General features: G+C 69.4%; 20 protein-coding genes and 3 tRNA genes. 12 read left to right on the forward strand and 11 right to left on the reverse strand.

Annotated elements, in window-relative coordinates; all coding sequences use genetic code 11:
• Nucleotides 1–16 precede the first annotated feature (16 nt).
• The 5 genes from AC07DC_RS09580 to AC07DC_RS09600 all read right to left on the reverse strand — a co-directional run bounded on the left by AC07DC_RS09580 (nucleotide 17) and on the right by AC07DC_RS09600 (nucleotide 2,565).
• On the reverse strand, nucleotides 17–841 hold the full coding sequence (locus tag AC07DC_RS09580) for an ABC transporter permease (RefSeq protein ID WP_478913489.1): 825 nt from the start codon (nucleotides 839–841) through the stop codon (nucleotides 17–19).
• Nucleotides 838–1,764: an ABC transporter ATP-binding protein gene (locus tag AC07DC_RS09585; RefSeq protein WP_478913491.1), complete on the reverse strand. Its 927-nt coding sequence runs from the start codon at nucleotides 1,762–1,764 to the stop codon at nucleotides 838–840. Before AC07DC_RS09585 ends, AC07DC_RS09580 begins: the two co-directional genes overlap by 4 nt.
• A 174-nt stretch (nucleotides 1,765–1,938) precedes the next feature.
• Nucleotides 1,939–2,010 (reverse strand) — tRNA-Gly (locus tag AC07DC_RS09590).
• A 57-nt stretch (nucleotides 2,011–2,067) separates the two neighbouring features.
• Nucleotides 2,068–2,139: transfer RNA gene (locus AC07DC_RS09595), tRNA-Gly, on the reverse strand.
• A gap of 108 nt (nucleotides 2,140–2,247) precedes the next feature.
• On the reverse strand, nucleotides 2,248–2,565 hold the full coding sequence (locus tag AC07DC_RS09600) for a histone-like nucleoid-structuring protein Lsr2 (protein WP_478913492.1): 318 nt from the start codon (nucleotides 2,563–2,565) through the stop codon (nucleotides 2,248–2,250).
• Between the two features lie 344 nt (nucleotides 2,566–2,909).
• Here AC07DC_RS09600 and purS point away from each other — a divergent pair, with 344 nt between their 5' ends.
• From purS to AC07DC_RS09620, 4 genes are all read left to right on the forward strand, one after another.
• Nucleotides 2,910–3,155: a phosphoribosylformylglycinamidine synthase subunit PurS gene (purS, locus tag AC07DC_RS09605; RefSeq protein WP_138355828.1), complete on the forward strand. Its 246-nt coding sequence runs from the start codon at nucleotides 2,910–2,912 to the stop codon at nucleotides 3,153–3,155.
• On the forward strand, nucleotides 3,152–3,832 hold the full coding sequence (purQ, locus tag AC07DC_RS09610; protein ID WP_478913494.1) for a phosphoribosylformylglycinamidine synthase subunit PurQ: 681 nt from the start codon (nucleotides 3,152–3,154) through the stop codon (nucleotides 3,830–3,832). The genes purS and purQ overlap by 4 nt, the downstream gene beginning before the upstream one ends.
• A complete protein-coding gene (gene purL, locus AC07DC_RS09615; protein ID WP_478913496.1) occupies nucleotides 3,829–6,078 on the forward strand; it encodes a phosphoribosylformylglycinamidine synthase subunit PurL in 2,250 nt (749 codons plus the stop codon). Before purQ ends, purL begins: the two co-directional genes overlap by 4 nt.
• A gap of 100 nt (nucleotides 6,079–6,178) precedes the next feature.
• Nucleotides 6,179–6,973, forward strand: coding sequence for a PIG-L deacetylase family protein (locus AC07DC_RS09620; protein WP_478913497.1), 795 nt, complete (start codon nucleotides 6,179–6,181; stop codon nucleotides 6,971–6,973).
• A 683-nt stretch (nucleotides 6,974–7,656) separates the two neighbouring features.
• On the opposite strand, the gene AC07DC_RS09625 is transcribed toward AC07DC_RS09620, so the two are convergent.
• On the reverse strand, nucleotides 7,657–8,115 hold the full coding sequence (locus tag AC07DC_RS09625; protein WP_478913498.1) for an ATP-binding protein: 459 nt from the start codon (nucleotides 8,113–8,115) through the stop codon (nucleotides 7,657–7,659).
• Between the two features lie 244 nt (nucleotides 8,116–8,359).
• Between AC07DC_RS09625 and AC07DC_RS09630 the strand changes: the two genes are divergently transcribed.
• The 6 genes from AC07DC_RS09630 (at nucleotide 8,360) to purM (ending at nucleotide 13,469) form a co-directional block, all read left to right on the forward strand.
• Nucleotides 8,360–9,214, forward strand: coding sequence for a helix-turn-helix domain-containing protein (locus AC07DC_RS09630; RefSeq protein WP_478913499.1), 855 nt, complete (start codon nucleotides 8,360–8,362; stop codon nucleotides 9,212–9,214).
• Nucleotides 9,215–9,225: 11 nt separating this feature from the next.
• Complete coding sequence (locus tag AC07DC_RS09635; RefSeq protein ID WP_478913501.1) at nucleotides 9,226–9,429, forward strand: DUF397 domain-containing protein; 204 nt, start codon at nucleotides 9,226–9,228, stop codon at nucleotides 9,427–9,429.
• A gap of 64 nt (nucleotides 9,430–9,493) precedes the next feature.
• On the forward strand, nucleotides 9,494–9,697 hold the full coding sequence (locus tag AC07DC_RS09640) for a DUF4177 domain-containing protein (protein ID WP_138355820.1): 204 nt from the start codon (nucleotides 9,494–9,496) through the stop codon (nucleotides 9,695–9,697).
• Nucleotides 9,698–9,755: 58 nt separating this feature from the next.
• Nucleotides 9,756–10,559, forward strand: a complete 804-nt coding sequence (locus tag AC07DC_RS09645) for a maleylpyruvate isomerase family mycothiol-dependent enzyme (protein WP_478913503.1) — start codon at nucleotides 9,756–9,758, stop codon at nucleotides 10,557–10,559.
• A gap of 183 nt (nucleotides 10,560–10,742) precedes the next feature.
• The gene (purF, locus tag AC07DC_RS09650; RefSeq protein WP_478913505.1) at nucleotides 10,743–12,260 is read left to right on the forward strand and encodes an amidophosphoribosyltransferase; all 1,518 of its coding nucleotides are present in this window, start codon (nucleotides 10,743–10,745) and stop codon (nucleotides 12,258–12,260) included.
• A 141-nt stretch (nucleotides 12,261–12,401) separates the two neighbouring features.
• Nucleotides 12,402–13,469: a phosphoribosylformylglycinamidine cyclo-ligase gene (gene purM, locus AC07DC_RS09655; RefSeq protein WP_478913507.1), complete on the forward strand. Its 1,068-nt coding sequence runs from the start codon at nucleotides 12,402–12,404 to the stop codon at nucleotides 13,467–13,469.
• 87 nt (nucleotides 13,470–13,556) lie between these two features.
• Here purM and AC07DC_RS09660 read toward each other — a convergent pair whose 3' ends face one another.
• Both AC07DC_RS09660 and AC07DC_RS09665 read right to left on the reverse strand, forming a co-directional pair.
• A complete protein-coding gene (locus AC07DC_RS09660; RefSeq protein WP_283469318.1) occupies nucleotides 13,557–13,811 on the reverse strand; it encodes a DUF3073 domain-containing protein in 255 nt (84 codons plus the stop codon).
• A 378-nt stretch (nucleotides 13,812–14,189) separates the two neighbouring features.
• Nucleotides 14,190–15,302, reverse strand: a complete 1,113-nt coding sequence (locus AC07DC_RS09665; RefSeq protein WP_478913510.1) for a Leu/Phe/Val dehydrogenase — start codon at nucleotides 15,300–15,302, stop codon at nucleotides 14,190–14,192.
• 375 nt (nucleotides 15,303–15,677) lie between these two features.
• On the opposite strand from AC07DC_RS09665, the gene AC07DC_RS09670 reads away from it, so the two are divergent.
• Together AC07DC_RS09670 and bldC are read left to right on the forward strand one after the other, a co-directional pair.
• Nucleotides 15,678–16,523: a DUF8083 family protein gene (locus tag AC07DC_RS09670; RefSeq protein ID WP_478913512.1), complete on the forward strand. Its 846-nt coding sequence runs from the start codon at nucleotides 15,678–15,680 to the stop codon at nucleotides 16,521–16,523.
• Between the two features lie 480 nt (nucleotides 16,524–17,003).
• A complete protein-coding gene (gene bldC, locus AC07DC_RS09675) occupies nucleotides 17,004–17,210 on the forward strand; it encodes a developmental transcriptional regulator BldC (RefSeq protein ID WP_003949541.1) in 207 nt (68 codons plus the stop codon).
• 417 nt (nucleotides 17,211–17,627) lie between these two features.
• Here bldC and AC07DC_RS09680 read toward each other — a convergent pair whose 3' ends face one another.
• The 3 genes from AC07DC_RS09680 to hrpA form a co-directional block, all read right to left on the reverse strand.
• Nucleotides 17,628–17,810, reverse strand: a complete 183-nt coding sequence (locus AC07DC_RS09680) for a DUF6274 family protein (protein WP_478913514.1) — start codon at nucleotides 17,808–17,810, stop codon at nucleotides 17,628–17,630.
• A gap of 151 nt (nucleotides 17,811–17,961) precedes the next feature.
• Nucleotides 17,962–18,036, reverse strand: a tRNA-Asp gene (locus AC07DC_RS09685).
• 162 nt (nucleotides 18,037–18,198) lie between these two features.
• Nucleotides 18,199–22,158, reverse strand: a complete 3,960-nt coding sequence (gene hrpA / locus AC07DC_RS09690; protein ID WP_478913516.1) for an ATP-dependent RNA helicase HrpA — start codon at nucleotides 22,156–22,158, stop codon at nucleotides 18,199–18,201.
• Nucleotides 22,159–22,317: the final 159 nt, after the last annotated feature.

The raw sequence follows: 22,317 nt of genomic DNA on the forward strand, positions 1-22,317 counted from the left end.
CGTCCCCCTGGCCCGGTCAGCGACGTGGTTCCCAGCGGAACCACCGGCGTACAGCAAACACCGCGAGCGCGGTCCAGGCCACCGCCAGCCCCAGCGTGCGCAGGACCTCGCCCGCCCCCGCGCCGCCCATCCAGCCGAACCGTACGAGGTCGGTGACGGGCGTCACGGGCAGCAGCCGGCACAGCTCGTGGGCCCAGCCGGGCAGCAGCTCCACCGGCACGAACAGGCCGGACCCGATGAGCGACACCATGAACAGCGGCAGGGTGGTCAGCTGCGCCACCTCCACACTCCGGGTGAAGACGGTCGAGACCGCTGCCAACGCGGCCAGCAGCAGCACCCCGAGCAGCACGCCCGCGACCAGCAGTTCCGGCCGCCGGGGAGCCGGCAGGTCCAGCAGCAGCGCACCCGTGACGATCAGCGCCGTGCACTGCGCGAGTGCCACGGCAGCGGCCGGGAGCGCCGTCCCGGCCAGGACCTCCAGATCGGACGGTTCCCCGGTCCGCAGCCGCTTGAGCACCAACTCCTCGCGCCGCGCCACATACGCCGTCACCAGGTTGTAGTAGACGACGAGGAGCAGGATGACGCCGATGCCGCCGCTCATCGTCTGGGCGTTACGGGTCAGTCCGGCCTCCCTGAGGTCCTGGGTCGGGACCACAGAACGCGTCGCCCAGACCATCCCGACCGGCAGCAGCAGCGCGGTGTACATCGCCGTCCGGTTGCGCCACAGCAGGGTGAGCTCGGCCCGCCCGAGCGCCAGCAGCCGCGTACCGCTCCTGGTCCGCGCGCCCGCCGCGGGCACCGTGCCCGTTCCCTCCAGCGTCCCCGTACTCGTCGTGCTCATCGTGCGTCCCCCTTCGCGATGTCCATGAACGCCTCTTCCAGGGACGCGGTCCTCGCGTCGAGTCCGAGGAGCCGTACGTCCCGGTCGCGCGCCCACGTCAGCAGTTCCAGCAGGTCCTCCTGCAGCCGCTCCGTCCGCACCTCGATCCGGCGCCCGTCGGCGGCCGACGGGACGGAGAGCGGCAGCCGCTCCGGTGTCACACCCTCCGGAAGGGTGAAGCGGATCCGGGCCGGCCGGGCCGCCGTCACCTCGGCGGGGGTGCCGGTCGTGACGATCTGACCGTCGCGCATGATCGCCAGCCGGTCGGCGAGGCCCTCGGCTTCCTCCAGGTAGTGCGTGGTGAGCAGGACGGTCGTGCCCTGGTCCCGCAGCTCGCGCACCAGTTGCTGGGTCTCGTGGCGGCCCTCCGCGTCGAGCCCGGTGGTCGGCTCGTCCAGGAAGAGCACCTCGGGGCGGCCGAGCAGCGCCATCGACAGGTCCAGGCGCCGCCGTTCACCGCCCGACAGCTGTTTGACGCGCACCTTGTGGCGGGTGCCGAGGCCGACCATCTCCAGCGCCTCGCCGACCGGCCGGGCCCCGGTCGTGCAGCCGGCCCACATACGGGCGGTTTCGGCCACCGTCAGGTCGGAAGGAAACCCGCCCTCCTGGAGCATTACGCCCATCCGCGGCCGCACCAGCGCCCGCTCCCGGTAGGGATCGTGCCCCAGCACCCTGACCTGCCCGCCGCTCGGCCGGGCCAGCCCCTCCAGCACCTCGACGGTGGAGGTCTTGCCCGCCCCGTTGGTCCCCAGCAGCGCGAAGAGCTCGCCGCGCGCCACCGTGAACGTCACTCCCCGTACCGCCTCGAATTGACCGTCATATCGGCGGCGCAATCCGGCGACATCGATCACCTTCTCGTGGGTGTCCCCGCTGTGCGTGTCCATATATCCAGCGTTCCGCCGGCCGGGCCGTACGGTCAGTGCGCGCTGTCATCGGCATTGATGACGAATGTCATGAAGGCATCGCGGAGGCAGCGGGAAGCTGCTGCCGGATCACGTCCTGATCCGGAAACGACGAAGTCCCCCGTCGGAGATCCGACGGGGGACTTCATCAATCTGAGCGGACGACGAGATTCGAACTCGCGACCCTCACCTTGGCAAGGTGATGCTCTACCACTGAGCCACGTCCGCATGCGCAGTTGCGCAGGACTACTCTACCCGATCCATTGGACCGGTCAGAACAGTCAGAGCGGGTGACAGGGATCGCACACTGCGCCTCCCCCCTGGAAGGGGGGCGCTCTACTACTGAGCTACACCCGCGTGACTGACGATGACCTGGTCTTTCGACCCTGCCCTCGGCGCGCTCCAAACACTAGCGGAACACAGGGGGTGCCTGTCCAGTCGGTAGGGCCGTGACCCGCCGACGGCTCAACTCGCTTCGTTGAACGCCTCGTAGACCTTCTTCGGGATACGGCCGCGCGGCGGTACGTCGAAGCCGTTGGACCGGGCCCACGCGCGCACCGCGGCCGGGTCGGGCGCGACGGCCGTGCGCTTGTAGACCTTTCCCGAGCGGGCGTGCTTGCGGCCGGCGCCGACATACGGCGACAGGGCGCTCCGCAGCTTGTCGGCATTTGCGGCCGACAGGTCGATCTCGAAGGACTTTCCGTCGATCCCGAAAACGATCGTCTCCGCTGCCTCGCCGCCGTCGAGATCGTCGGAGAGGCTGACCACTACGCGCTGCGCCATGGGTGTCGGTCCTTTCGTGCGGAACCGGCTTCTTCCAGCATCAGAGCTACGGCTGAGCTACGGCTGAGCTGGGTCGATGCGATGAAGCCGACAAGTCGGGGACAATAAGTTTTCATTTGTACGATGCCATGCATTACGTCGGGAAGCCGGAGGATTATTCCTCCGCGTGTCACGTCGCAATCGGGACCCTACGTTTCTTGAAACGCATCCCCTAGAGAATCGTACGGCCGATACTTAAACGTGATGAGAGTCAACCGTCGGAGAACGGTATATCTACCCGCGTAGATTTTTGTGGCGGGTACGCTGAAGTCACTTCACGCACCACCACAACACCGGGAGTGCCAGTGGCACGCGTCGTAGTCGACGTCATGCTCAAGCCGGAGATCCTCGACCCCCAGGGCCAGGCGGTGCACCGTGCACTGCCGCGTCTCGGGTTCGAAGGGATCGCGGACGTCCGCCAGGGAAAGCGCTTTGAACTCGAGGTCGAGGGGCCGGTCGACGACGCCGCCCTCGCCCGCATCCGGGAGATGGCCGAAACCTTCCTTGCCAACACCGTCATCGAGGACTTCTCCGTGAAGGTGGAGTCGTGACTGCACGCGTCGGCGTCGTCACCTTCCCCGGAACGCTCGACGACCGCGACACCCAGCGCGCGATCCGCGTCGCCGGTGCCGAGCCGGTGCCGCTGTGGCACCGCGACAAGGACCTCCACCAGGTCGACGCGGTCGTCCTGCCCGGCGGTTTCTCCTACGGCGACTACCTGCGGGCCGGCGCGATCTCGCGCTTTTCCCCCGTCATGGAGTCGATCATCGCGGGCGCCAAGGACGGCCTTCCGGTCCTCGGTATCTGCAACGGCTTCCAGGTGCTGACCGAGTCGCACCTGCTGCCCGGCGCGATGCTCCGCAACAACCACCTGCACTTCATCTGCCGCGACCAGAAGCTGCGGGTGGAGAACGCGGAAACCGCCTGGACCGCCGATTACTCGGCCGGCCAGGAGATCTCCATCCCGCTGAAGAACATCGACGGCCGCTATGTGGCCGACGAGCGGACGCTGGACGAACTGGAAGCCGAGGGCCGCGTGGTCTTCCGCTACCTCGACGTCAATCCGAACGGCTCGCTGCGCGACATCGCCGGCATCTCCAACGCCGCAGGAAACGTCGTCGGCCTCATGCCGCACCCCGAGCACGCCGTCGAGCCGCTGATCGGCACCGGTCGCACCGACGGTCTGGGATTCTTCACCTCGATCTTGAAGAAGCTGGTCAACGCATGACCCTCGATACCGTCACCAACGCCGAGAAGACCCCCGAGGCCGACCAGCCCTGGGCCGAACTCGGACTCAAGCCCGACGAGTACGCGCGCATCCGCGAGATCCTCGGCCGCCGCCCGACCGGCGCCGAGCTCGCGATGTACTCCGTCATGTGGTCCGAGCACTGCTCGTACAAGAGCAGCAAGGTCCACCTGAAGCAGTTCGGCGAGAAGGCCCCCGAGAACGACGCCATGCTCGTCGGCATCGGCGAGAACGCGGGCGTCGTCGACGTCGGCCAGGGTTACGCGGTCACCTTCAAGGTCGAGTCGCACAACCACCCCTCGTACATCGAGCCCCACCAGGGCGCGGCCACCGGCATCGGCGGCATCGTCCGCGACATCCTCGCGATGGGTGCCCGGCCGGTCGCCGTCATGGACCCGCTGCGCTTCGGCGCCGCGGACCACCCCGACACCAAGCGCGTGCTGCCCGGCGTCGTCTCCGGCATCGGCAGCTACGGCAACTGCCTGGGGCTGCCGAACATCGGTGGCGAGGTCGTCTTCGACGCCTGCTACCAGGGCAACCCGCTCGTCAACGCGCTCTGCGTCGGCGTCATGAAGCACGAGGACATCCACCTCGCCAAGGCGTCCGGCGCCGGCAACAAGGTCATCCTCTACGGCGCCCGCACCGGCGGCGACGGCATCGGCGGCGTCTCGGTCCTCGCCTCGGAGACCTTCGACGACGCGAAGCCCAGCAAGCGCCCCGCCGTCCAGGTCGGCGACCCGTTCCAGGAGAAGCTCCTCATCGAGTGCACCCTGGAGATCTTCAAGGCCGACCTCGTCGACGGCATCCAGGACCTCGGCGGCGCGGGCCTGTCCTGCGCCACCTCGGAACTGGCCTCGGCCGGCTCCGGGGGTATGCGCGTCGAGCTCGACACCGTCCACCTGCGCGACTCCTCCCTCTCGCCCGAGGAAATCCTCATGAGCGAGTCCCAGGAGCGCATGTGCGCGATCGTCGAGCCCGGCAAGGTCGAGCGCTTCCTGGAGATCTGCGAGAAGTGGGACGTGATCGCCACCGTCATCGGTGAGGTCACCGACGGCGAGCGGCTGGAGATCTTCTGGCACGGCGAGCAGATCGTCGACGTCCCGCCGCGCACCGTCGCCCACGAGGGCCCGGTCTACGACCGGCCGTTCGCCCGCCCGTCCTGGCAGGACGCCCTCCAGGCCGACGACGCGAACAAGCTCGCCCGCCCGGCGGGCGGTGACGAACTGCGCCGTCAGGTGCTGGCCCTCGTCTCGTCGCCGAACCAGGCGTCGAAGTCCTGGATCACCGACCAGTACGACCGGTTCGTGCAGGGCAACACGGTGCTGTCGCACCCCGAGGACTCGGGCATGGTCCGCATCGACGAGGACACCAACCTCGGCGTCGCCATCGCCACCGACGGCAACGGCCGGTTCACCAAGCTCGACCCGTACACCGGCGCGCAGCTCGCGCTGGCGGAGGCGTACCGCAACGTCGCCGCCACCGGCGCCAAGCCGCTCGCCATCTCGGACTGCCTCAACTTCGGCTCCCCCGAGGACCCGGACGTCATGTGGCAGTTCGCCGAGGCCACCCGCGGTCTCGCCGACGGCTGCCTGATCCTGGGCACCCCGGTCACCGGCGGCAACGTCTCGCTCTACAACCAGACCGGCGACGTCGCCATCCACCCGACCCCCGTCGTCGCGGTGCTCGGCGTCATCGACGACGTCAACCGCCGTACGCCGATGGCGTTCGCCGAAGAGGGTCAGCTTCTCTACCTCCTCGGTGACACCAAGGAAGAGCTGGGCGGCTCCGCCTGGTCCGAGGTCGTCCACAACCACCTCGGCGGGCTGCCGCCCGTGGTGGACCTGGAGCGCGAGCGGCTGCTCGGCGAGATCCTCATCGCCGGCTCCCGCGACGGCATGATCGACGCCGCGCACGACCTCTCGGACGGCGGCCTCATCCAGGCCGTCACCGAGTCGTGCCTGCGGGGCGGCAAGGGCGCCCGGATCGTCGTCCCGGACGACCTCGACCCGTTCGTCTTCCTCTTCAGCGAGTCGGCCGGCCGCGCGGTCGTCGCCGTCCCCCGCAGCGAGGAGCTCCGCTTCAACGACATGTGCGGCGCACGGGGCCTGCCGGCCGCGCGCATCGGTGTCGTGGACGGCGAGACGATCGAGATCCAGGACCAGTTCACGATCCCGCTGAGCGAGCTGAAGCAGGCTCACGAGGCGACGATCCCGGCCCTGCTGGCCTGAGATCGCCTCTCGGCCCGGCCCCGGCTCCTCTTCCGAGGAGCCGGGGCCGGGCCGTTCGCATGCCTGCCAGGTCCTGTCAGCGCCTGCCAGGATGGCCGGGATGACGACGATTCTCGCGTTTCACGCCCATCCGGACGACGAGGTGCTGCTCACCGGCGGCACGCTGGCGCGGCTGGCCGCCGAGGGCCACCGGGTGGTCGTCGCCGTCGCCTGCGACGGGATCATGGGCGACGCGACCGGCCCGGACGGCGCCCTGCGCCTGGACGAACTGCGGGCGAGCGCCGCGGTGCTGGGCGTCGCCCGCGTGGTGCACCTGGGGTACGCCGACAGCGGTCACGGCCCGCTGCTCTTCCCCGACCCGCCGGACCGCGTCCGGTTCGTCCGCGCGGACCTCGACGAGGCCGCAGCGAAGCTCGCGGAGCTGCTCCGCGAGGAGCGGGCCGACGTCCTGCTCAGCTACGACGCCCAGGGCGGCTACGGACACCGAGACCACGTACGGGTCCACGAAGTTGGCGCCCGCGCGGCCCAACTGACGGGCACCCGCGTACTGGAGGCGACGCTGCCCCGCGAACCCATCGACCGGCTGTTCCGCGTACTGCGCTTCCTCCGCGCCCCGATCCGCTACGACCCGCAGGCCATGCGCACCTCGTTCACCCCCCGATCAGCGATCACCCACCGCATCAACGTCCGCCGCTACGCGAAGCAAAAACGCGCAGCCCTGGCGGCCCACCGATCCCAGGTGGGCGAGGGCAAAGGCCGCTCGTCGGCGCTGTTCCGCCTACTGATCCGCCTCCCGGCACCGATCTTCGGACTGCTGCTGGGAAGGGAGTGGTTCAGCGACCCAGCGGCGCCGCCGGGGCCGGGGAGGAGCGGGGACCTGCTGGGGGGCCGGTAGGGGCTGGGGTCAGAGCGATACGGAGTGCTCTTCTGCGGCGCTGCGCACCTTGACCGGGCGGAGGGGAAGGCCCCGGCGCTGCGCGCCTGCCAGCGAGAGCGGTCCGCTGCGCTCCCCTTGCCGGGTGGTGGGTCGGTCGCGGCCGGAGGTGCCCTGCGGGTGGGGTGTTGTGGATTCGGGCGCGCCACGGATGGCGGGCTTTCGGACGGTGCCGGGCTCGCTTCGCTCCCCGGGCGGGGTGGTGGAGCGGTTGCGCGCGGGGGGTGCGCTGCGGATGGAGTTTTGATCCGCTCTTCCCGCCGGGATGTGGGGTGGTTGTGACGCGTGATGTCCTGTGGGGCCTGTGGGGTGGTTCTTGGGTGGATGTGGATCACTAAGGACGGTCAAAACTCCACATGCCGGGGCTGCAGCCGCACAGGCTGATCCTTTGGGAGCAGCCGGAGTTCGAGAGGCTGGGTGTGCCCCCACCCGCCGGGCCGCGCCGCCTCGTCGGCCGCAGCTCCCCGCCACCTTGCCCGGGGAGCGCAGCGAGCCGGCCTCGCTTCGGCCCCCGGCCCGCGCAGCGGACCGGCCTACTGGCAGGCGCGCAGCGCTGGGCCTCCCCCTCCGCCCGGTCAAGGTGCGCAGCGCCGCAGAAGAGCACTCCGTGATTCCTGACCTCAGCCACCGCCCGCCCGTTCCGGTTACGCGGCAGCGGAGTCCGCCGCGATGTCCGCCCACACGAGCTTCCCCGTGCCGAAGGGCTCCTCCCCGAGCAGATGGCACCCCCACGCCGCCGCGAGCCCGGTGACCAGCCACATGCCGCGCCCGTGTTCGGCCTCGTCCGTGACGGTCAGGAACTCCGGCTTCGCGGGACTGGTGTCCCAGACCCCGAGCCGCAAGTTGCTCTCCCGCCAGTGCAGTCGCAGACCGACCGGCCCGTTGGAGTGCTCCAGCGCGTTCGCGACGAGTTCGGCCGCGACGAGCTGTGCCACCTCGATCATCGGTGCGAGCCCGTACGCGTTGAGCACCGCTCTGAGCGTGCAGCGCGCGATGCGGGCCCCCCGCAGGTCGTGCGGGATCTGGAGCGAGTAGTCCCACTCGTCGTCGGCGCCCGCGCCCTCACCGGGCGGGGTTCGAGGGGGTTCGTCCTTCGCGTTCATGCGGCTCTCCGAACGGTTCTGGGAAACGCCCCCACGCGGTGGCCTGTCGCCCCTCCCGTGCCGAAGGCATGGGGATAGCGATGCGCTGCCGTCTTACTGCGAGCGTGCGCCCTGTGATGGCGACATCACAGACGGTAGGGGCATGTATGCTCCGTGGCAAGTTTACGGACGGGCGCTCAAGTGTTCTGGTGGCAAGCCGACTTGGCCGCGCGGGAGACTTGGCCGAACTGGAGAGGTAGGTGCCATGCCCGCAAGGGACGCCCCCACCGCACGTCAGGTGCGGCTGGGAACCGAGCTCCGGAGGATGCGCGACCGGGCGGGCAAGGCCGCTCGGGAGTCCGCCGGGCTGCTCGGCAACGATCAGGCGAAGATCTCGCACATGGAATCCGGCCGGATCGGCATCAGCGCGGAGCGGATCCGCCGCCTGGCGGCGTTCTACTCGTGCTGCGACGAGACGCTGATCGACGCGCTCTGCGCCATCGCCAAGGAGCAGCGCGGCCAGGGCTGGTGGGACGAGTACCGGGGAGTGCTGCCGCCCGGTTTTCTCGACATAGCGGAACTGGAACACCACGCCACGTACCTGCGGTCGCTCCAGGCGCTCACTCTGCCAGGGATCTTCCAGACCGAGGACTACGCCCGCACCCTCTTCGAGGGTGTTCTGCCGCGCTTGCCGGAGGCCGAAGTCGCAGTTCGTATCGAACACCGCATGCGGCGGCGGGGGATTTTTCAGCGCGAGTCGCCGACCTCGTACGAGGCGATCATCCATGAAGCAGCGCTACGGATGAGGTTCGGCGGAGCGCAGATCACCCGTGCGCAGCTCAGGAACCTGCTGGAAGTCGCTCACTGGCCGACGGTCACGGTGCGGGTCATCCCGTTCACCAATGAGAGCTTTATCGAGGCGACGCAGACCGCCCTGTACGCCGGCGGGATCGTCGCGGAACTCGACACCGTCCAGATCGACAGCCCCTTCGGCGGCTACTTCCTGGACTCCGAGGCTCAACTCACCAAGTACCGGGCGTTCTTCAACGCTGGCGAGAAGGCTGCGCTTGACCCGAAGAAGTCGATCGACTTCATCCGCCGGATCGAACAAGACCTGTGAGACTTGCGCGCATGACCTCTTCGTTGCAGTGGAAGAAATCCTCCTTCTCCGGAGGCGGCGGCGAGAACTGCATAGAGCTGGCGGCAGCCGCCGCCGGCACCGTCCTCCTCCGTGAGAGCGAAGCGCCCGGCGTCGTCCTCTCCACCACCCCCGCCCGCTTCGCGGCCTTCCTCGACGCCATCAAGGCCGGCGGATCCGCCCCCGCCGCCCCGTAACCCCGCGGGGGCGTGGTTGGGTGGCGGCGGACGGATTCCGTACGTACGCACGAGGGGCTGGGCCATGTTCGAGTACAAGGTTGTTTCGTTCCGCGAATCGCTGATCGGTGACGCGCTGGACGGCGACAAGCTGGAGAAGACGCTCAACAAGCACGCCGGTGACGGCTGGGCGCTGAAGTCGATCACCGCTGCCGACGTCAAGGGCCGCATAGGTCCCGGCGCCGTCGAGGGTCTGCTGCTGACCTTCGAGCGCCCCCGCCAGGGCTGAGCCCCCGGGCCGGGAAAGCCCGGGGACAACCCGGGGGGAGCGCCATAGGCTCGGGCGTATGACGTCAGCCGGTCGCCGTGCCCGTAGTTATGACCCTGCCAGGACGCGTGCCGCGCTGGTCGCGCAGGTGGGGGCGGTGCGGGCGGCGGTGCATGGGCTGACGGCCGAGCAGTTGGCGCTGCCCTCCGGGCTGCCCGGGTGGGATGTGCGGCTGCTGGTGGCGCACATCGTGCGGCAGATCGATGCCGTCAGGTTGCTGCTCGATGAACCCGAACCGGATCCGGTGCCTCCGCTCACCGGGCTGTCGGTGTGGGCGGTGTCCACCGCCGCCATCGCGGACAAGCTCGACGCGTCGACCCGGGAGACCGCCGCCGGCATCACCGACGTCAAGGAAGCGCTCGACGCGGCGGCCGGGCGGATCGAGCCGTTCCTGGACGAGGCGGTGCGGGCGGACCGGATCGTTCCGCATGTGTTCGGGGCGATGCGGGCGCTGGACATGACCGTCACCCGGCTCGTGGAGCTGGTCGTGCACGGCGACGACCTGGCGCGCGCCACCGGCGTGGAGGTGGCGCACGACCGGCAGGCCGTCGCGGCCGTCACCCGGCTGCTGGCGGACGCGCTGGCGGTCAAGGCGCCCGGGAACTCCGTCGAGGTCCGCATTCCGCCGTATGCGGCCGTCCAGTGCGTGGAGGGGCCCCGGCACACCCGTGGCACGCCCTCGAACGTCGTCGAGACCGATCCCATGACCTGGATCCGGCTCGCCACCGGCCGGACCGACTGGAAGACCGCCCTGGACGCCGCGGCCGTCTCGGCGAGCGGCGAGCGGGCCGATCTCGCCCCCTACCTCCCCGTACTCGGGTGAGCGGTTCGGGGGACATCCCCACCACCCCGTAGTGGGGCGCTCACAGGGTGTCGGCCTGGGGGCCGCAAAGCACGTGATCCTCGCCTCACCTGCGGTGAGACACCCGTGGTCACACCCGTGATCGCCGGGTCTGCGGACCGTCCCCCGTTCGGACGCGGGTCGAATCTGCCTTAGACTCGCTGTGTGCCTCGTGGTGATGGACGACTCAACCACGACCTGCTCCCCGGCGAGAAGGGCCCCCAGGACGCTTGCGGCGTCTTTGGTGTCTGGGCCCCCGGCGAAGAGGTCTCCAAGCTCACCTATTTCGGTCTGTACGCCCTGCAGCACCGCGGACAGGAGTCCGCGGGCATCGCTGTGAGCAACGGCTCCCAGATCCTGGTCTTCAAGGACATGGGACTTGTTTCCCAGGTCTTCGACGAGACCTCTCTCGGCTCTCTGACCGGCCATATCGCCGTCGGTCACGCCCGCTACTCGACCACCGGTGCCTCGGTGTGGGAGAACGCCCAGCCCACTTTCCGTGCCACCGCCAACGGGTCGATCGCGCTCGGTCACAACGGCAACCTGGTCAACACGGCGGAGCTCGCCGAGCTGGTCGCCGACCTGCCCCAGGGCAATGGCCGGGCCACGCGGGTGGCCGCCACCAACGACACCGATCTGGTGACAGCGCTGCTGGCCGGACAGGTCGACGAGGACGGCAAGCCGCTCTCCGTCGAGCTCGCCGCCTCCAAGGTGCTGCCTCAGGTCAAGGGTGCTTTCAGCCTTGTCTTCATGGACGAGCACACGCTGTACGCGGCGCGTGACCCGCAGGGCATCCGCCCGCTGGTGCTGGGCCGCCTCGAGCGCGGCTGGGTCGTCGCCTCGGAGTCCGCCGCCCTCGACATCTGCGGTGCCAGCTTCGTCCGGGAGATCGAGCCCGGCGAGCTGGTCGCGATCGACGAGAACGGTCTGCGGACCACCCGTTTCGCGGAGGCCAAGCCCAAGGGCTGCATCTTCGAGTACGTGTACCTGGCACGCCCCGACACCGACATCGCGGGCCGGAACGTCTACCTGTCCCGGGTGGAGATGGGCCGCAAGCTCGCCGCCGAGGCCCCCGTCGAAGCCGATCTGGTGATACCGACTCCGGAGTCCGGCACGCCGGCCGCGGTCGGCTACGCCGAGGCGAGCGGGATCCCGTACGGCACCGGCCTGGTCAAGAACTCGTACGTCGGCCGGACGTTCATCCAGCCGTCGCAGACTATCCGGCAGCTGGGTATCCGGCTCAAGCTGAACCCGCTCAAGGACGTCATCCGCGGCAAGCGCCTGATCGTCGTGGACGACTCGATCGTCCGCGGCAACACCCAGCGCGCGCTGGTGCGGATGCTCCGTGAGGCGGGGGCCGCCGAGGTCCACATCCGGATCTCGTCGCCGCCGGTCAAGTGGCCGTGCTTCTTCGGCATCGACTTCGCCACCCGCGCCGAGCTGATCGCCAACGGCATGTCCGTCGAGGAGATCGGCAAGTCGCTGGGCGCGGACTCGCTCGCGTACATCTCGCTGGACGCGATGGTCGAGGCGACGACGATCGCCAAGCCGAACCTGTGCCGCGCCTGCTTCGACGGTGTCTACCCGATGGATCTGCCCGACCCCGAGCTGCTCGGCAAGCAGCTCCTGGAGAACGAGCTGGCCGGTGGTACGGACGCCGCCGACGCGCTGCGCCGTCCGTAGTCGGGCAAGCTCGGACTACTGCCGTGACGGACTACTGCCGTGACGCTCCACCCCGGGAGCCGGTGACCGTGAATCCGGCTCCCCTGATCGCCGCACCGGCGATCGCACCGCACCTATTCGACGACGTGAAAGTTCCCAGCCATGCCTGAGAATACCGGCGCCAGCTACGCCTCCGCCGGCGTGGACATCGAAGCGGGCGACCGCGCCGTGGACCTGATGAAGCAGTGGGTGAAGAAGGCCACCCGGCCCGAGGTCGTCGGCGGCCTCGGCGGGTTCGCCGGACTCTTCGACGCCTCCGCCCTCAAGCGCTACGAGCGGCCGCTGCTCGCCTCCGCCACGGACGGCGTCGGCACGAAGGTCGACATCGCCCGCAGGATGGGCGTCTACGACACGATCGGCCACGACCTGGTCGGCATGGTCGTGGACGACCTGGTCGTGTGCGGCGCGGAGCCGCTCTTCATGACCGACTACATCTGCGTCGGCAAGGTCTACCCGGAGCGGGTCGCGGCGATCGTCAAGGGCATCGCCGAGGGCTGCGTACTGGCCGGCTGCGCGCTGGTCGGTGGCGAGACCGCCGAGCACCCGGGGCTGCTGGGCCCGGACGACTTCGACGTCGCGGGCGCCGGGACCGGTGTGGTCGAGGCCGATCAGGTGCTGGGCGCGGATCGTATCCGTTCGGGTGACGCGGTGATCGCGATCGAGTCGTCCGGACTTCACTCCAACGGGTACTCGCTGGTCCGCCATGTCTTCTTCGACCGGGCCGGCTGGGAGCTGGACCGGGACGTTCCGGAGTTCGGCCGGACCCTCGGCGAGGAGCTGCTGGAGCCGACCAAGATCTACTCGCTGGACTGCCTGGCGCTCACCCGGCTCGCTCCGGTGCACGCGTTCTCGCACATCACCGGCGGCGGTCTGGCCAACAACCTGGGCCGCGTGATCCCGGACCACCTGCACGCCACGGTCGACCGTTCGACGTGGCGGCCGGATCCGGTCTTCACCACCGTCGGTGAGCTCGGCGGGGTGGAGCGGCTGGAGCTGGAGAAGACGCTGAACATGGGCGTCGGCATGATCGCGGTCGTGCCGCAGGACTCGGTGGATGTGGCGCTCGCCACCCTCGCGGACCGCGGTGTGGAGGCATGGGTGAGTGGCGAGGTCGTCGAACGCGGTGACCACGCCGAAGCCGTGACCCTGACCGGCGACTACGCGAAGTAGTCGGCCGGTCCGGCGCCCTGGGCGCCATGGGCCATGACGAAACCCGGTCCGGGGCGGGCCCCGGACCGGGTCTGTAGAAGTGCAGCGTCAAGAGTGACGGCGTTGCGGCGAGGGCTCGGAGTCCTCGTCCTCGTCGTCATCGTTGTAACGACTCGCGTACTGTGCGTACGGGTCGTCGTCGTTCTCGTCGTCATCGTCCACAACAGGCTCCGGCGGAAGTACCGGAAGTGGTGACGATGCGCCCAGCTCGTCGGCCAGACGTGTGAGATCTGTTCCGCCGCTGTTGTACTTCAGCTGGCGGGCGACCTTCGTCTGCTTGGCCTTGGCCCGGCCGCGCCCCATGGCTCGACCCCCTCAACGGCGGGGCTCGATGGCCCCGAGTCTTGACACGCGTTCATGAATCGGAGCGGTCTCTCAGGAGAGAGACCGGTCCGTAGGGCTTCAACGGTACCTGCTTCCGGAGCCGCACGGTACGTCGCCCGCACGACGCGCGTCGGAGCGGGAGCCGAAGTGGGCCCTGTCCTGGCTGGTCAGCCGTGATTTTACCCGGTTCTAGCGCGAACTTGCTATCGCGTCGTGCGTTCGGTCACTGAGCGAATCGGCGAGGGGTCCACCGGGCGGTTCCGGCGGAGATCGCCGGGCGGTCGCCTGCCCTCGGACAGGCGACCGCCCGCCGCACAGCAGGTGAGCGGCGGGTGACCGGCGGGTAAGTGGCTGAAATCAGCCTGCCTCGGGACGCAGCCAGTCGGCGGCCGGGGTCCGGTCGGCGATGCGCTGCTCGGCCAGTCGGTCCGCGGCGGCGGCCGGCGGAATGCCATCGGTCCGGGCGCGGTCGAAAATGGCGGCGGTGGTGTCAAAAATCTTCGTCGCCTTGGCCTTGGCCCGATCGAAGTCGAAGCCGTGCAGCTCATCCGCGACCTGGATCACGCCACCGGCGTTCACCACGTAGTCGGGCGCGTAGAGGATCCCGCGGTTGGCGAGGTCCTTCTCGACGCCCGGGTGGGCGAGCTGGTTGTTGGCCGCGCCGCACACGACGGTGGCGGTGAGGGCCGGTACGGTCTCGTCGTTCAGCGCGCCGCCGAGCGCGCAGGGCGCGTAGACGTCGAGCGGGGTGCGGATCAGGACATCGGCGTCGGAGACGGCGGTGATCTGCGGGTGGCGCGCGCGGATCCGGTCGACGGCGTCGGCGCGGACGTCGGTGATCACGACCTCGGCACCGTCCTCGATCAGGTGCTCCACCAGGTGGTGGCCGACCTTGCCGACGCCGGCGATGCCGACCCGGCGGCCGCGCAGGGTGGGCTCGCCCCACTGGCTGAGGGCGGCGGCGCGCATGCCCTGGAAGACGCCGAAGGCGGTCAGCACGGAGGAGTCGCCGGCGCCGCCGTTCTCGGGGGAGCGGCCGGTGGTCCAGCGGTTCTCGCGGGCGACGACGTCCATGTCGGCCACGTAGGTGCCGACATCGCAGGCGGTGACGTAACGACCGCCGAGCGAGGCCACAAATCGGCCATAGGCGAGCAGGAGTTCTTCGCTCTTGATCGCTTCCGGATCACCGATGATCACAGCCTTGCCGCCACCGTGGTCGAGCCCGGCCAGAGCGTTCTTGTACGACATGCCGCGGGAGAGGTTGAGGGCGTCGAGCGCGGCCTCTTCGTCGGTCGCGTAGTCGTAGAAGCGGGTACCGCCGAGGGCCGGGCCCAGAGCGGTGGAGTGGAGCGCGATGACGGCCTTGAGGCCGCTGGCACGGTCCTGGCAGAAGACGACTTGCTCGTGTCCGCCCTGTTCCGACCGGAACAGTTTGGAGACGACGCTGGAAGTCTGAAGAACGTCGGTCACGGTGGTGACTCCTGCAGTCCAGAGGTTGCCCTCCGTGCGGGTGGGGAGGGCCGGTTGGCGCAAGCGTATTGCCCTCGGGGGGCCCGCATGGTCGTAGGGCCCGACCGGGTGATCGTGAACAGCCTCCGCCGCGCCCGGTGCACCCCCCTCGGGACCGCGCCGAGCTGGGCTCTTTCGGGCCGCGGTCACGCGAACGGGCCCCGCGTCGCCGCCGGAAGAAGCGGACGAGGGTCTTCCGGAGCCGTGCGCCACGACGCGCCGGAGGACCCCGCGGGCGCCCGCGGACGCCCGGACGGGCACAGTGCTGTGGATCACCCCCGCCGCGGGCCGGAGCGTGGGACGATTCGGGTGAGAGCCGGTCACGAGGAAGCGGGTGTGGGCTTGTCGTCGGTGCTGGTCCCGTACGCGGCGTATCTGCGGGTCTACGAGCCGCTGGCGGCGTTCCCCGAGCCCGAACGCACCCACTGGTACCGCTACGCGGCCGCCGGCGAGCTGCGGACCGCACAGGACGAGCTGCGGCAGTCGCTGGCGGACCTGGTGCCGGTCCCGCCGGTCGCGGTCCCGGTGCACGAGAGCCGTGACGCCTTCGTCGCCGTCGTCAACGGCGTGACGCACATCTGCCCCTGGCGTACCCGGCTGCGCGGCTGGCTGGCGCTGGACACCCTCGCCGAGCAGCTGCCGGCGATCGTGCTGGACGCGGTGCTGCCCGCAGTGGTCCGCGCCCAGGCGGAGGCGGACCACGAGGCGTGGCGGGAGCGCAACCCGGACGCCAGGCCGTGGATCCGCACCGCGACGTGGCACGTACCGGTGCGCTGGTTCGCCCTGTTCGGCGATGACGAGCGCGAGTACGAGCCCGCCGGGCTCGGCGAGGCCAAGGAGCCGCTGATGCGGTACCGGACGCCGATGGTGCAGGCCCGCCGCCGGGTGGCGCGCGGACTGCGGGTGCTCAAGGACGCGCTGGACGACGGCCCGCTGATCGACGGTCTGATCGATGTGGGACGGTGGTTGGAGGAGTTCCACCCGCGCTCCATGGTCGAGCTGGACTACGGCGGCCTGGTGCACGCCATCCCCGAGGCGGATCTCGCGGAGGACCGGTCGGCCGCCGATGTGGCCGAGGGTCTGGCGGCGCTGAAGGACGGGTCGGGAGCGGCGGCCTCCGAGGCGTACGAGCGGCTCACCGAGCGCTGGCGGACCATCCGCGAGCTGCAGTTCGCGAGCTGACGCCGGAGGCTGCCGACGCGCCGCGGGAAGTCCCGGGACCATGGTCCCGATCCGGGCCATTGGCTCAAGCGTGACGGAGAGCACGTAACTGGACTCTTGCGGACATCCCCACCGGTCGTGCCAATATGGGACAACGAGTCCTGGAAGAGCTTGTTCCGTCCAGCAATGGGCGGATTGTCTGGTATTGCACATCTTGAGGGTGGGGATGGGGCTGGTGATCCAGCTGTGACTGATCGTCACGTCGGAGTGACTGTCCGTTATGGCATGGTCCATCGGCTTCCGTAGAGCTTGAACCCCTGAGAGGGCAATTCCATCGGTTTGGCCGACGAGGCTGGACGGATGGTGTAGTTGTAGTGCCGAGGACAAGCCGTTCGTCCTATTACCGACTCGGCCCGCGTCTGCCATTTCGGGCAACACGGGTCAAGGTGCAGAATTTAGAGGAAGAACCGCGCTGGTTCGGTTCTCTCGAGGAGGCCGCTCATGACCGCTCGCACCCCTGATGCCGAGCCGCTGCTGACCCCCGCTGAGGTGGCCACGATGTTCCGCGTGGACCCGAAGACGGTCACACGGTGGGCCAAGGCTGGGAAGCTCACGTCCATCCGCACGCTCGGCGGGCACCGCCGCTACCGCGAGGCGGAGGTCCGCGCACTTCTGGCGGGCATTCCGCAGCAGCGCAGCGAGGCCTGACTAGCCCTTACATGCCCTTTAGGGCCGTCTTATGGGGCCCCCACCCCATAAGTCACCTGCTCCACGGGCCCCTGCCCCCATCAGGGACTCCCCAAGGACACAGAGATCGCATCGGACTCCGCCGGGTCCGATGCGATCTTTTTTGTGCCCTCACGGGCCCCTCAGGGCCTCTTGAGGGGGCGTTGCGAGACGTTGCGGGGCATTCGGGGGGTGTTGTGCCGGCCGTCGCGAGAGGTCGAACGAGCGCCTGTGTGGGGTCCGCTGTGGACTCTTGTGGGCATCATGCGCGGACCTGTTGCCGGTGGTCGATGCGCATCGCGGGCAGATCGGGCACAGGTGCAATTGCACATATTAAATTGACACCCCCCAGAAGGGGGTCGAGTTCCCCAAGTCTTGGAACTATTTGGGTGACGCCCGTCACATGCACGGGTCTTGTGGCTGCTCAGATCCTTGCGGTAATGGGGAATCGGGCTTCAGGAGGGCAAGGCGCAGCAGGCGGTGGCAGGTGACGCAGTGTCGGGTGAGGTGCCTGCTCCCTGAAGCGGCCGCCAGGTGGGCGCGCAGGAGCGCCCTCGTCTCGTGCCTGGGAGTCGGCGTCATACCGAAGGCGTACCGGCGGCCGCCGGGGCCCGTCAAGACGGCGCACAACGCTCGCCGCGGGGGGATCACAGGGGGCGCGGGGCCGGCCGGAGCGGGTGGGCCACAACGCGAACGGCCCGGATCCGTAAGGGATCCGGGCCGTTCGTTGATGCGGTCCTGACGGGATTTGAACCCGCGGCCTCCACCTTGACAGGGTGGCGAGCACTCCAAACTGCTCCACAGGACCAGGCTTTGCGGCGCCGAACCTTCCTGCGCTGCGAGAGAGACTGTACAGCAGGTCAGGGGGTGGGGTCGAACCCGTTCGGCGGCACGGCCGCTGACCGGTCGGCAGCCCCTCGCGGACCCTCCGCAGGACCGGCCCGCGGCCGGCCCCCGCGCCCCCCGGCCGTCAGCCCCAGGCCTCGTCCAGCACCTTGAAGATCCGCTTGTCGGAGACGGGCTGGGAGGTGCCCAGCGCGTGCGCGAAGTAGCTGACGCGCAGTTCCTCGATCAGCCAGCGAATGTCCCGAACCTTGTCCGGAACCGGGCGCCCGGCGGGCCGGGACGCCAGCAGCTCCGCGTACTCGCGCTGGATCTCCAGGACCTTCTCCATGCGCATGGTGTCCCGCTGGACGTTCGTGGGCATCTGCTGCAGCCGCCGGTCGACCGCCACCAGGTACCGCATGAGGTCCGGCAGCCGGCGCAGACCGGTGGCCGTGACGAAGCCGGCCGGCACCAGGGCCGCCAGCTGCTCCCTGACGTCCGTCAGGTTCGCCACCAGGACGAGGCTCGTGGTGGCCTTCAGACGGCGCTCACAGGCCTGCCAGGCGGCCAGTACCTGCTGGACCCGGCTCACCGTCCTCACCGTCACGTCGACCAGGTCCGTGCGCACCTTGTCGAAGAGCTTGCGGAACGACTCCTCGTCCCAGGCCGGTCCGCCGTGGTCGGCGATCAGCTTGTCGGCGGCGGCGGTCACGCAGTCGTCGAAGAGCGCCTGGATGCTGCCGTGCGGATTGCGCGAGAGCGCCAGCTTGGCCTCGTTGTTCAGCTGCCCCTGGGCGAACTTCGACGGGTTCGAGGGGATGTTGAGCAGGATCAGCCGACGGGTGCCGCGCCACATCGCCGCGCTCTGCTCGGCCTCGGTGTCGAAGAGCTGTACGGCGACGCTCGCGCCCTCGTCGACCAGTGCCGGGAACGCCTTCACGGGCTGCCCGCCGCGCCGGATCTCGAAGGTGCGCGGCAGGGTCCCGATGGTCCACTGCGTCAGACCGGTGCGCTGCTCGATGCCGATGGCGTCGGCGGCCTTGGAGATCACCTCACGGGTCTTCGGCTTGAGCCGCAGCGTGAGCGCCTCCAGGTCCTTGTCCTCGGCGAGCTTGCGGCCGCGCTCGTCGGTCACGCGGAAGGTGATCTTGAGGTGGTCGGGGACCTTGCCGAGGTCGAAGTCCTCGACGTCCATCCGGACGCCGACCATCCGCTGCAGCTCGCGGGCGAGCGTGTCGGGCAGCGGCTCCTGGACGGGCACCACCCGGTCCAGGAACGCCTTCGCGTAGTTCGGCGCGGGTACGTAGTGCCGGCGGATCGGCTTGGGGAGCGACCGGATCAGTTCGGTGACGACCTCTTCGCGCAGGCCCGGGATCTGCCAGTCGAAGCCGTCGGGGGTGACCTGGTTGAGCACCTGGAGCGGGATGTGGACGGTCACGCCGTCCGCGTCCGCGCCCGGCTCGAACTGGTACGTCACCTTGAACTTGAGCCGGCCCTGGCGCCAGGAGTCCGGGTAGTCGTCCTTGGTGACGGTCTGGGCGGCCTCGTTGATCAGCATCGACTGTTCGAAGTTGAGCAGTTCGGGTTCGTCCCGGCGCTTCTGCTTCCACCAGGAGTCGAAGTGGGCGCCGGACACGACGTCTTGGGGCAACTTCTGATCGTAGAAGTCGAAGAGCGTCTCGTCGTCGACCATGATGTCCCGGCGGCGGGCCCGGTGTTCGAGCTCCTCGACCTCACCGAGCAGCTTGCGGTTGTCGTGGAAGAACTGGTGATGGGTCCGCCAGTCGCCCTCGACCAGCGCGTTGCGGATGAACAGGTCCCGCGAGACCTCCGCGTCGATCCGTCCGTAATTCACCTTGCGCTGCGCGACGATCGGTACGCCGTACAGCGTCACCCGCTCGAACGCCATCACCGCGGCTTGATCTTTTTCCCAGTGCGGCTCGCTGTAGGTGCGCTTCACCAGATGCTGCGCGAGCGGCTCGACCCACTCCGGCTCGATCTTCGCGTTCACCCGCGCCCACAGCCGCGAGGTCTCCACCAGCTCCGCCGACATGATCCAGCGCGGCGGCTTCTTGAACAGCGCCGAGCCGGGGAAGATCGCGAACTTGGCGCTGCGGGCGCCCAGATACTCGTTCTTGTCGGTGTCCTTCAGCCCCAGGTGCGACAGCAGCCCGGCGAGGAGCGAGGTGTGCAGCCGCTGCGAGTCGGGAGCGGCGTCGCTCTCCTTCTCCTCCAGATGGATGCCCATGGTCTTGGCGACCGAGCGCAGCTGGCTGTAGATGTCCTGCCACTCGCGGATCCGCAGGTAGTTCAGGAACTCCGACCGGCACATCCGCCGGAAGGCCGAGGACGACAGCTCCTTCTGCTGCTCGCGCACATAGCGCCACAGGTTCAGATACGTCAGGAAGTCGCTGGTCTCGTCGGCGAACCGGCGGTGTTTCTCGTCCGACTGCTGCTTCTTCTCCGCGGGCCGCTCGCGCGGGTCCTGGATCGACAGCGCGGCCGCGATCACCATGACCTCACGGACACAGCCGTTGCGGTCGGCCTCCAGCACCATCCTGGCGAGCCGCGGGTCGACGGGCAGCTGGGCCAGCTTGCGGCCCAGCGGCGTCAGCCGCTTCTGGTGGTCCTTCTCCTTCGGGTCGAGCGCGCCGAGCTCCTCCAGGAGCTGGACGCCGTCCTTGATGTGGCGGCTGTCCGGCGGGTCGATGAAGGGGAACTTGGCGATGTCGCCCAGCCCGGCCGCCGTCATCTGGAGGATGACGGACGCCAGGTTCGTGCGCAGGATCTCCGCGTCGGTGAACTCCGGGCGGGACTCGAAGTCCTCCTCGGAGTACAGCCGCACGCAGATACCGTCCGAGGTACGCCCACAACGGCCCTTGCGCTGGTTGGCGCTGGCCTGCGAGATCGCCTCGATCGGCAGCCGCTGGACCTTGGTGCGGTGGCTGTAGCGGGAGATACGGGCATTGCCCGGGTCGATCACGTACCGGATCCCGGGCACCGTCAGGGACGTCTCGGCGACGTTCGTGGCCAGCACGATGCGGCGGCCGGCGTGCTTCTGGAAGACCCGGTGCTGCTCGGCCGAGGAGAGCCGCGCGTACAGCGGCAGCACCTCGGTGGAGCGCAGGTTCAGCTTGTTGAGCGCGTCCGCGGTGTCGCGGATCTCCCGTTCGCCGGAGAGGAAGACCAGGATGTCGCCGGGGCCCTCGCGCTGGAGCTCCTCCGCCGCGTCGCAGATCGCGGTGACCTGGTCGCGGTCGTCGTCATCGCCCTCTTCCGCGAGCAGCGGCCGGTAGCGGACCTCCACCGGGTACGTCCGCCCGCTCACCTCGACGACCGGGGCGTCCCCGAAGTGCCGGGAGAAGCGCGCCGGGTCGATGGTGGCCGAGGTGATGATCACCTTGAGGTCGGGGCGGCGGGGCAGCAGCTGGGCGAGGTAGCCCAGGATGAAGTCGATGTTGAGGCTGCGCTCGTGCGCCTCGTCGATGATGATCGTGTCGTACTGCAGCAGTTCGCGGTCGGTCTGGATCTCCGCGAGCATGATGCCGTCGGTCATCAGCTTGACCAGCGTGCGGTCGCCGACCTGGTCGGTGAAGCGGACCTTCCAGCCGACGGCCTCGCCGAGCGGGGTGTTCAGCTCCTCCGCGACCCGGTCCGCGACGGTGCGGGCCGCGATCCGCCGAGGCTGCGTATGGCCGATCAGGCCGCGCACCCCGCGCCCCAGTTCCAGGCAGATCTTGGGGATCTGGGTGGTCTTGCCCGAGCCCGTCTCGCCCGCGACGATCACCACCTGGTGATCGCGGACGGCCGCCAGGATCTCGTCCTTCTTCTGGCTGACCGGCAGCTGCTCGGGGTAGCTGACCGCGGGCACGGCGGCGCGCCGGCGCTCCACACGCGCCTCGCCCTGCTCGATCTGGCCGGCGATCTCCGCCAGCACCGCCGCGCGGGCTTCGGTCTTGCGGATCCGGCGGGCGCCTTCAAGACGGCGGCCGAGCCGCACTTCGTCGCGGAGCGACAGTGCGGAGAGACGGGATCCCAGGTCGGCGAGGGTGGCGGGGCCGGGCTGACCGGCGGCACTGGAGGCGGAAGCAGGCTGCGTAGACATACGGCCCCCAGGATCTCACCCGGCCGGAAGAGTCCGCGAATCATTTCGGCCCTGTGCGAGCGGGGCTCGGCCCGGACCGGACCGGGGGCGGCGCGCGGCCGGGCCGGGAGATCCGCCGAAAGTCGTTGAATCCGGGCCGGAACGGTGGGGAGGCGGGGC

The organism is Streptomyces sp. NPDC045021, from assembly GCF_056432645.1.

Excerpts from the sequence above, each read along its gene's own strand:
- AC07DC_RS09580 (WP_478913489.1), bottom strand. The coding sequence starts at position 841 with ATGAGCACGACGAGTACGGGGACGCTGGAGGGAACGGGCACGGTGCCC.
- AC07DC_RS09585 (WP_478913491.1), bottom strand. The coding sequence starts at position 1,764 with ATGGACACGCACAGCGGGGACACCCACGAGAAGGTGATCGATGTCGCC.
- AC07DC_RS09600 (WP_478913492.1), bottom strand. The coding sequence starts at position 2,565 with ATGGCGCAGCGCGTAGTGGTCAGCCTCTCCGACGATCTCGACGGCGGC.
- purL (WP_478913496.1), top strand. The coding sequence starts at position 3,829 with ATGACCCTCGATACCGTCACCAACGCCGAGAAGACCCCCGAGGCCGAC.
- AC07DC_RS09620 (WP_478913497.1), top strand. The coding sequence starts at position 6,179 with ATGACGACGATTCTCGCGTTTCACGCCCATCCGGACGACGAGGTGCTG.
- AC07DC_RS09625 (WP_478913498.1), bottom strand. The coding sequence starts at position 8,115 with ATGAACGCGAAGGACGAACCCCCTCGAACCCCGCCCGGTGAGGGCGCG.
- AC07DC_RS09630 (WP_478913499.1), top strand. The coding sequence starts at position 8,360 with ATGCCCGCAAGGGACGCCCCCACCGCACGTCAGGTGCGGCTGGGAACC.
- AC07DC_RS09635 (WP_478913501.1), top strand. The coding sequence starts at position 9,226 with ATGACCTCTTCGTTGCAGTGGAAGAAATCCTCCTTCTCCGGAGGCGGC.
- AC07DC_RS09640 (WP_138355820.1), top strand. The coding sequence starts at position 9,494 with ATGTTCGAGTACAAGGTTGTTTCGTTCCGCGAATCGCTGATCGGTGAC.
- AC07DC_RS09645 (WP_478913503.1), top strand. The coding sequence starts at position 9,756 with ATGACGTCAGCCGGTCGCCGTGCCCGTAGTTATGACCCTGCCAGGACG.
- purM (WP_478913507.1), top strand. The coding sequence starts at position 12,402 with ATGCCTGAGAATACCGGCGCCAGCTACGCCTCCGCCGGCGTGGACATC.
- AC07DC_RS09660 (WP_283469318.1), bottom strand. The coding sequence starts at position 13,811 with ATGGGGCGCGGCCGGGCCAAGGCCAAGCAGACGAAGGTCGCCCGCCAG.
- bldC (WP_003949541.1), top strand. The coding sequence starts at position 17,004 with ATGACCGCTCGCACCCCTGATGCCGAGCCGCTGCTGACCCCCGCTGAG.
- AC07DC_RS09680 (WP_478913514.1), bottom strand. The coding sequence starts at position 17,810 with ATGACGCCGACTCCCAGGCACGAGACGAGGGCGCTCCTGCGCGCCCAC.
- hrpA (WP_478913516.1), bottom strand. The coding sequence starts at position 22,158 with ATGTCTACGCAGCCTGCTTCCGCCTCCAGTGCCGCCGGTCAGCCCGGC.